We start from the raw sequence: 3,353 nt of genomic DNA, 5'->3' as shown, positions 1-3,353 counted from the left end.
GAGCGTGAGCGGCTGGACGAGGGAAAAATTGCCCGCCACCTCGCGAAGGGGCAGGCTTCCCGTGATCCCGAGCAGGGGCCGGACCTGCTTGAGGATCAGCAGGAGGGCGATGCCGTTCATGAACCCCGATATGAGCGGGTAGGGGACGTACTTGACGATGTCGCCGAGTCGCAGGACACCGAAAATGAGCTGTATGAGCCCGCCCGTCATGACGCAGAGGGCTGCCAGCCCGACGATGATTACGTTTTTAGATGGCCCCGGAGCTATCTGGGGGTTCGCGGCGACGGCTGCCACGAAGGAGGCCAGGATCAGCGTCATGGCGGCTTCCGGGCAGGTGACCTGGATCTTCGTCCCCCCGAAAAGGGGGGCGAAGAAGCCCGCGAATATCCCCGCGTAGATTCCCAGGAGCGCCGCGATGGGCAGAAAGTCGGTCCCCAGGGGGGCGAATGCGAGGAGGCCGTAACCGATCGAGAGGGGGATGGTGAAAAACGCCGCCGACAGCGCGCCCGTTACGTCACCTTTGAGATTCGACCGTGCCATTTGCAATTTCCCGCAGTCCTCTAAAGCCAGGAAGCCCTTTGGCTGTGTAATTCGGGGCTTCCGGCGACCAGACGGGGCTTCCTGCGGTTTTGCTTTTCATTATTGTAAAAATCCATAAACAGAACAAGCTGTTTTCTTTATTCAAAAAATATCTAAAACCCTATCCCGGGGTCAGTTCCCATTTCCTCAGGTTTTGCGCCTTTTCACCCATCTGATATGAGAAGATGGGAACTGACCCCGGACACGGAAAAATTTCTCCTTGACAACTATCTCCGAGTCAGATATTTATCTATATATAAATGAATGAATGTTCATTCATAAAAAAGACTCTCTGAAGGAGGCGAAATAACGGTGACTCCCTTGAACGTCATAATCGCAATGTTCTTGCTCTTTTCGTTCACCGTTGACTCGAGGAGGAACAACGGGCACTGGTATCGGTTCCTCAAGCAAGAGTGCGACAAAATATGTCACAAAAAGTAGCCCAGGCGTTTAGTGGGCAAGACCTGGGGTCAGTTCCCATTTCCTCACATTTTTTCGCATTCTCGCCTATCAGACATGCAGAATTGGGAATAGCCCCGGGTGGTAGAGACTTCGAATTCGACGCCTATATTTTTTCGGAAGCCTCTCTATTCAGCCGTTTTTCTTGAGCACGAGGCCGGTAACGACCAACCCGTCCCAGGTGATGTCGAAGGTGAGTTTCTCTATCCCTGAGACGGTGAAACTGAAATCACGGTACCCCCTGGTATCCACGGGAAAATCCCCGAGAGGTATCAAGAATGGTTCGTCCCGGGAAACGGATGGTGGGATGAAAACTGTTTTCCAGAACCTTTTGAGAACCGAGTTGTGGATCCCGATGGCCGGCTCATCACCTTCCGGGGCTTTCACCCACTCCCTCCCGTCGCGAAACATCACATTGCCCGAAGCATGATCCACCGAGTAAAGGCGGGGTGGTAATGTTTTCAGATCTTCCGAGAGATCTATTGAAATGTTCGGTTTCGTCCTTCGCGTGACCACCCTGGATCCTTCCCCCACGAATAATCCGCCGTAAAAACTCTATAACCATTATATGCCATTCGCAGGTTACGAAGGGGTCGCAAGGTGAAATTAGTTCAGGATCCCGGATTTTGAGGTTTGCAACATTCAGGGTTGAAGCGCCTGGGGAGATTTGACAATTTCTGGATTGTTGGACTGTTGTCTCAACAGGAAAGTGAGATCATTGCCGACAAGGGTTACTCCTGTCATCTACCCGTTTATCATTTGGGATCGAAGTCGTTCGTGTAGCTGTAAGCGCATGCCAAATCGCTCTGATCCGACTCGTTCCCCGAGTCATCGTGGGATGATATGGAGTAGCAATACAGGGCGCCGGCATCCAACCCTTCGTCGACGAAGGAGGTGTCGGCAACCTCCCCGACAGGGACTCCATCGCGGAAAACCGTGTATCCCGAGACGATTGCATCGTCTTTCGATCCGCTCCAGGAGACACGGACCCGGCCTTGTGCATCAGGATCTGCAACGACGTTCCCCGGCACGGTCGGGGGTGTCCTGTCGGGTAGCGTTTTCACGCACGCCTGATTGCTCTGTTCCGTGCTGCCCACATCAGGGTAAAACGCAACCACCCGGTAGCAGTAGAGGGTGTCGGGATTCAAAAGCCTCCTTACCGTAGCGGTTCCGTAAACGGTGTCGACATAGGAATCTTTTTCATAAAGGGTATAACCGGTAGCGCTCACATCGCTCCAGGTAAGGACCACCTCGTGTGAAGAGACATTAGCGGCGGTAAGATCGATGGTGACGGGAAGACCGGTGTAACCCCCGGCACCATTTCCGATTCTGCACGGAAGGAGAAAAAATATGAGAATCAAAGCCAGCAGGAAATGAAAACCATTTCTTCCTCTTTCGATCAACATTCCTTTGCCCCCTCTGAAAGGGTCACATCAGTACTAATTCATTATAACTGGTTATACTTCTTTCCGAAAACAGATAGGAAGTAATAGAGGACTATCACCTGTTTATGCTTTCTTTTGACTATCACGCATACAAAACCATACAATCGAACTCATCATGCTTTTCCAAAAAAAGGGCTTGTAGGGGGGATAGGCCCGAAAGATTTTGTCCATATTGCTCTCCGTGCCGAAAAAAAGAAACAAACAGGGCCTGCCCCTGTATTTTTTAAGGAATAATCGGAACAGTTAGTTATTGAGGTATAAATTCGGAATTTTCTATTCCTGTTTTGATTGCAAAATCATATCAATCAGCCCCATCAATCGCATAAAACGTTAATTTAACTAATTATGAGTATCCATCAAAAAAAACAGGAACTCCCGATTCCGACCATCTGGGGGAGAATCGGTATGAAAAATACGTAACTTCCCTAATTAATTACAGAATATGAAATATATCCAACCAGGCACGGAAAATGCCCCTTATATCGTCAAACAGGAAAACAACAAAGTTTACAAGGAGGCTTGCTTGATGAAAAGGTTATATGGTTCAAATATGGGATTGGGCATGGTTCTGGCGATCGCGGGAAGTTCCGGCGTTGCCTTTTCAGTTGAGAGAGCAGAGTGGAATTCGTTTTCCAACGATGCCGGTGTCGAGTATGTCCTCGAGTGCTGTGACATATTGAAGGCAACCATGGAAGCCCCGATCGGAGAGAGCGATATTGCTCTCATGGCTTTTCTGGAGCCAGAGGATTTCTACGGTCCCTAATAATTCCCTCTACCTCGGTTTTCAACTCACCCCCCCCATCTAAAGAAAGGCTCGTTTCGAGCCTTCCTTTTTTTCAAAAGTTCAGAAGACCCGGGGTCAGTTCCCAT

Annotated in this window: 4 protein-coding genes; 1 reads left to right on the top strand and 3 read right to left on the bottom strand. The window is 50.0% G+C overall.

Annotated features, from left to right (window positions below):
• The 3 genes from GTN70_06740 to GTN70_06730 all read right to left on the bottom strand — a co-directional run.
• Nucleotides 1–540 (bottom strand): hypothetical protein (locus tag GTN70_06740; GenBank protein NIO16682.1); only part of this gene is annotated, 540 nt, incomplete at its 3' end.
• Between the two features lie 630 nt (nt 541–1,170).
• Complete coding sequence (locus tag GTN70_06735) at nt 1,171–1,554, bottom strand: hypothetical protein (GenBank protein NIO16681.1); 384 nt, start codon at nt 1,552–1,554, stop codon at nt 1,171–1,173.
• Between the two features lie 239 nt (nt 1,555–1,793).
• Nucleotides 1,794–2,444 (bottom strand): hypothetical protein, encoded by a 651-nt coding sequence (locus GTN70_06730; protein ID NIO16680.1) that lies wholly within the window; start codon nt 2,442–2,444, stop codon nt 1,794–1,796.
• Nucleotides 2,445–3,009: 565 nt separating this feature from the next.
• On the opposite strand from GTN70_06730, the gene GTN70_06725 reads away from it, so the two are divergent.
• Nucleotides 3,010–3,246, top strand: coding sequence for a hypothetical protein (locus GTN70_06725; GenBank protein NIO16679.1), 237 nt, complete (start codon nt 3,010–3,012; stop codon nt 3,244–3,246).
• Nucleotides 3,247–3,353: the final 107 nt, after the last annotated feature.

Source organism: Deltaproteobacteria bacterium, from assembly GCA_011773515.1.
Taxonomy (GTDB): domain Bacteria; phylum Desulfobacterota; class Deferrimicrobia; order J040; family J040; genus WVXK01.
The sequence above is the reverse complement of the archived record's forward strand: the minus strand, read 5'-3'. Positions and strand labels throughout refer to the sequence as shown.